This window comes from Corynebacterium tuberculostearicum (genome assembly GCF_032821615.1).
Classification (GTDB): domain Bacteria; phylum Actinomycetota; class Actinomycetes; order Mycobacteriales; family Mycobacteriaceae; genus Corynebacterium; species Corynebacterium tuberculostearicum_H.
Genome location: NZ_JAVBIF010000039.1, coordinates 1 through 2769, shown reverse-complemented (window position 1 = coordinate 2769; position 2769 = coordinate 1). Strand labels below are relative to the sequence as shown.

The following is a 2769-nucleotide window of genomic DNA, read 5'->3' as shown; positions in this document are numbered from 1 at the left end:
TGGTCAATAGCTGCAGGGAAACGCCCGGTCCCATTCCGAACCCGGAAGCTAAGCCTGCACACGCTGATGGTACTGCAACCGGGAGGTTGTGGGAGAGTAAGTCACCGCCGACACCAAACAAAAACAAACAACAAAATACAGAAAACATTAAGAAGGAGACGGTTAAACACCGTCTCCTTCTTTTTATGTTTTGCTATTCTCCTCACCATGGACCAAAAGCAAATTTCTTATGTGGCGGACCAGGTCGAGCAAGGAATTCTTGGCCTCGAAGGCGTCGATAAGCTGCTGGCTTACTTGGACAGCCTGCATCCGGATGATTTGGCCGGCGTGGATTTCCTGGTTGACCGCATGTTTGAGGAGGAGCGTAACCAAATATGGGAGCTCACGGAAACGCTGAAGGAGTTTCTCGCGGATCTAAAGGAATGCCAGAAGTAGTGCAGACGCTTGACGAAGCAACCAACAGCCTTGTAAAACCCTCAGGTTTGAATCTGACTGACCCCGACGATTCACGGGCGTATGCCGACCAGGTGTGGCAGGCGGGTGTGCTTTTGAATGTGGCAGTTGATGAGCCTCAACGCCTGACCAGCGAAGGCGTCAAGTCAATAGAGCCTTGCGATATCTTTCCGGTCGCGCAACGGGCGCTAGAAGAGGTTCTGCTACAGTTGCCGCTGGTTAATGATCCAGTTAGGGCCGTGATCTGGTGCGCGGGGCGCTTGGCTCAGGAACTACCTCAGGCCGCCCAATTGGCCCAGGTTGACGGGCTGCGCTTAGCCGAGTGGCTGTTGGGCGTTCTCGAGTCGCCGTATGCGGAGCAGGTTGATATCGACCCCGTACAGTACGCGGAGGCTTTAGGACCTGAAGGCCTCAAAGAGCTGCGCGAGCGTGCGCAGGGTGAGTATGTCGGTCGTCGGTTAGCGGTGCTTTCCGGTTCTGTCGAGGAGGTATTTCGTACCCACACGGACGGATACGAGCAGCTCATTAGCGGGCTTTCGGAGATCGGCCGGTTCGACCTTGCTTACACGTACTCGGAAGAAGCGATGCGAATCCTCCCCGCTGAGGAAACGTTCAACATTGCTGGTGGTTGGGCCGCGATTACCGACGTCCACTTTCCTCACCGCAGCCCTTACGTCAATGAGCGAGTATTCGACGCGTTTCCAACGCTTTCGAGAGCGAAAGGTCTTTTTGCGGCGGTGGGGGATAGCGCAGTGGAGCACATCGAGGCTCGGCTGCGCGATAAGCCCTGGGATCTTGCAATGTTTCAGTATCAGTGCCTACGCGATCCGCAACGAGCATGGGCGACAGCCTCGGACGCCGGGCTCCAACGCAATGTGGCAGAACGACTTCTTCCGTACCTGCCGGACGAGACCATTCCCGTTCTTATGCAGCTTATTGAGAAGAAGCTGGAAACAGAAGATGCCTATGGTCGCGACCAAGCGTATGGGTTGCTCGGGAAAGTTCAGAAAGCAGCTGAGCCGGCTTTATTTGAGGACTTCTTAGGTCGCCTGCAGCGGAAGTTTGCTGACTGCCCTGAAATTAGCAACCAGCTTGCCGACGCCGCCCAACCCTAAACCTTTGCTTTTACCCCTGCCAATGTGTGGGGTGCGATTCTGGGGTTCCCTGCGGATTTAGGGTATCCTATTCGAACATAAACACCCCCACACAAGGCACATGTCCACCAGCTGGGATACTATAAGGACGCTCGTTAGAAAACACATACGAACCCTGTTCTTCTCTTCTGGAGTGTCCCGTCCATGACTGCCACACTTGCCCCGCCCGAACCAGATACCACCCTCGACTACCCAGACACCCTCCTCATCGGTGACCACCCCGCAAACGCACACGACACCGATTCCCTAGACGATGGTGATATGCCGGAAGTGTTCTACACCACCAACGCACCCGGCAACCACATCGGCAAAGCCGGCACCTACACACGCAAAACCTCCTGGTTCCTCTACCGCGCCATCCTCCCCCAACTAGACGACGACGTTGACCTGAGCCTCACCAGCCTCGCCAAAGACCTCGGCATCTCTTACCACAAGCTTCTAGGCTTCCTGCGCGCTCACTTCCGCATGCGCCAACTACCCCTCGTCACCGAAGTCCAAGGCCACCATTGGATACTCGACCTGACCAAACTGCGCATCATCGACCGAGAACTTACCCGCCTAGAAGACAACCCCGACCACCTCGAAGCCATCGACGCCGCACTCGCAGACTTTCTGACCCCCACCACACCCAACCAAACAGTCCCCACCGATGCGGATCTGCGCCGGTTTATCCGCACTTTCATCGACACCCACCTGCGCCCCGAAGACAAAGAAGACAAACCCGAACCGCGACTGCGCATCAACTACAACCCCGATAACACCACCACACTATCGCTTACCTGCGATAGTGCCACCGCCACCATCATCGCCCGCCACATCGACGCCTACACCAACCAGGCCGAAACCACCGCCGCACAAGCACTCATCGACCTCATCTTGGAAGACACCCACACCAGCGTCGCCATCAACACGTTTACCACCAACCCCGACACCAACCTCGTCTATCACCCCGGTGCCGGATGGATAAACCTCAACCATGCCCCCACAGACAACACCTTCATCCGCCGACTCTTAGCCGACGAGGCAGACTCCTACACCCCCTGAGGTTACCCTCGTTTAGTGGACACCCTATTTGTGCGGATCTTGTGTCCGTAGGAGAGGATGTTCATTGTGAGTCAACAGCGCAAGAAGTACACGCCGGAGTACCGGCGTGAAGCCGCGA

The 2769-nt window shown here is 56.2% G+C and carries 3 protein-coding genes and 1 rRNA gene; all 4 read left to right on the top strand.

All coding sequences use genetic code 11. From position 1 onward, the window contains the following. Positions 1–113, top strand: a 5S ribosomal RNA gene (gene rrf, locus RAE09_RS11725); the annotation flags it as partial. A 94-nt stretch (positions 114–207) separates the two neighbouring features. Next, the gene (locus RAE09_RS11720) at positions 208–435 is read left to right on the top strand and encodes a tRNA 2-thiouridine-synthesizing protein (protein ID WP_150851690.1); all 228 of its coding nucleotides are present in this window, start codon (positions 208–210) and stop codon (positions 433–435) included. Beyond that, positions 435–1568, top strand: coding sequence for a hypothetical protein (locus RAE09_RS11715; protein ID WP_316981763.1), 1134 nt, complete (start codon positions 435–437; stop codon positions 1566–1568). The genes RAE09_RS11720 and RAE09_RS11715 overlap by 1 nt, the downstream gene beginning before the upstream one ends. Positions 1569–1751: 183 nt before the next feature. Further along, the gene (locus RAE09_RS11710; protein WP_316981762.1) at positions 1752–2651 is read left to right on the top strand and encodes an HNH endonuclease; all 900 of its coding nucleotides are present in this window, start codon (positions 1752–1754) and stop codon (positions 2649–2651) included. Positions 2652–2769: the final 118 nt, after the last annotated feature.

Bases quoted from the DNA above. Each gene is read 5' to 3' on its own strand.
- RAE09_RS11720 (WP_150851690.1), top strand. From the start codon at position 208: ATGGACCAAAAGCAAATTTCTTATGTGGCGGACCAGGTCGAGCAAGGA.
- RAE09_RS11710 (WP_316981762.1), top strand. From the start codon at position 1,752: ATGACTGCCACACTTGCCCCGCCCGAACCAGATACCACCCTCGACTAC.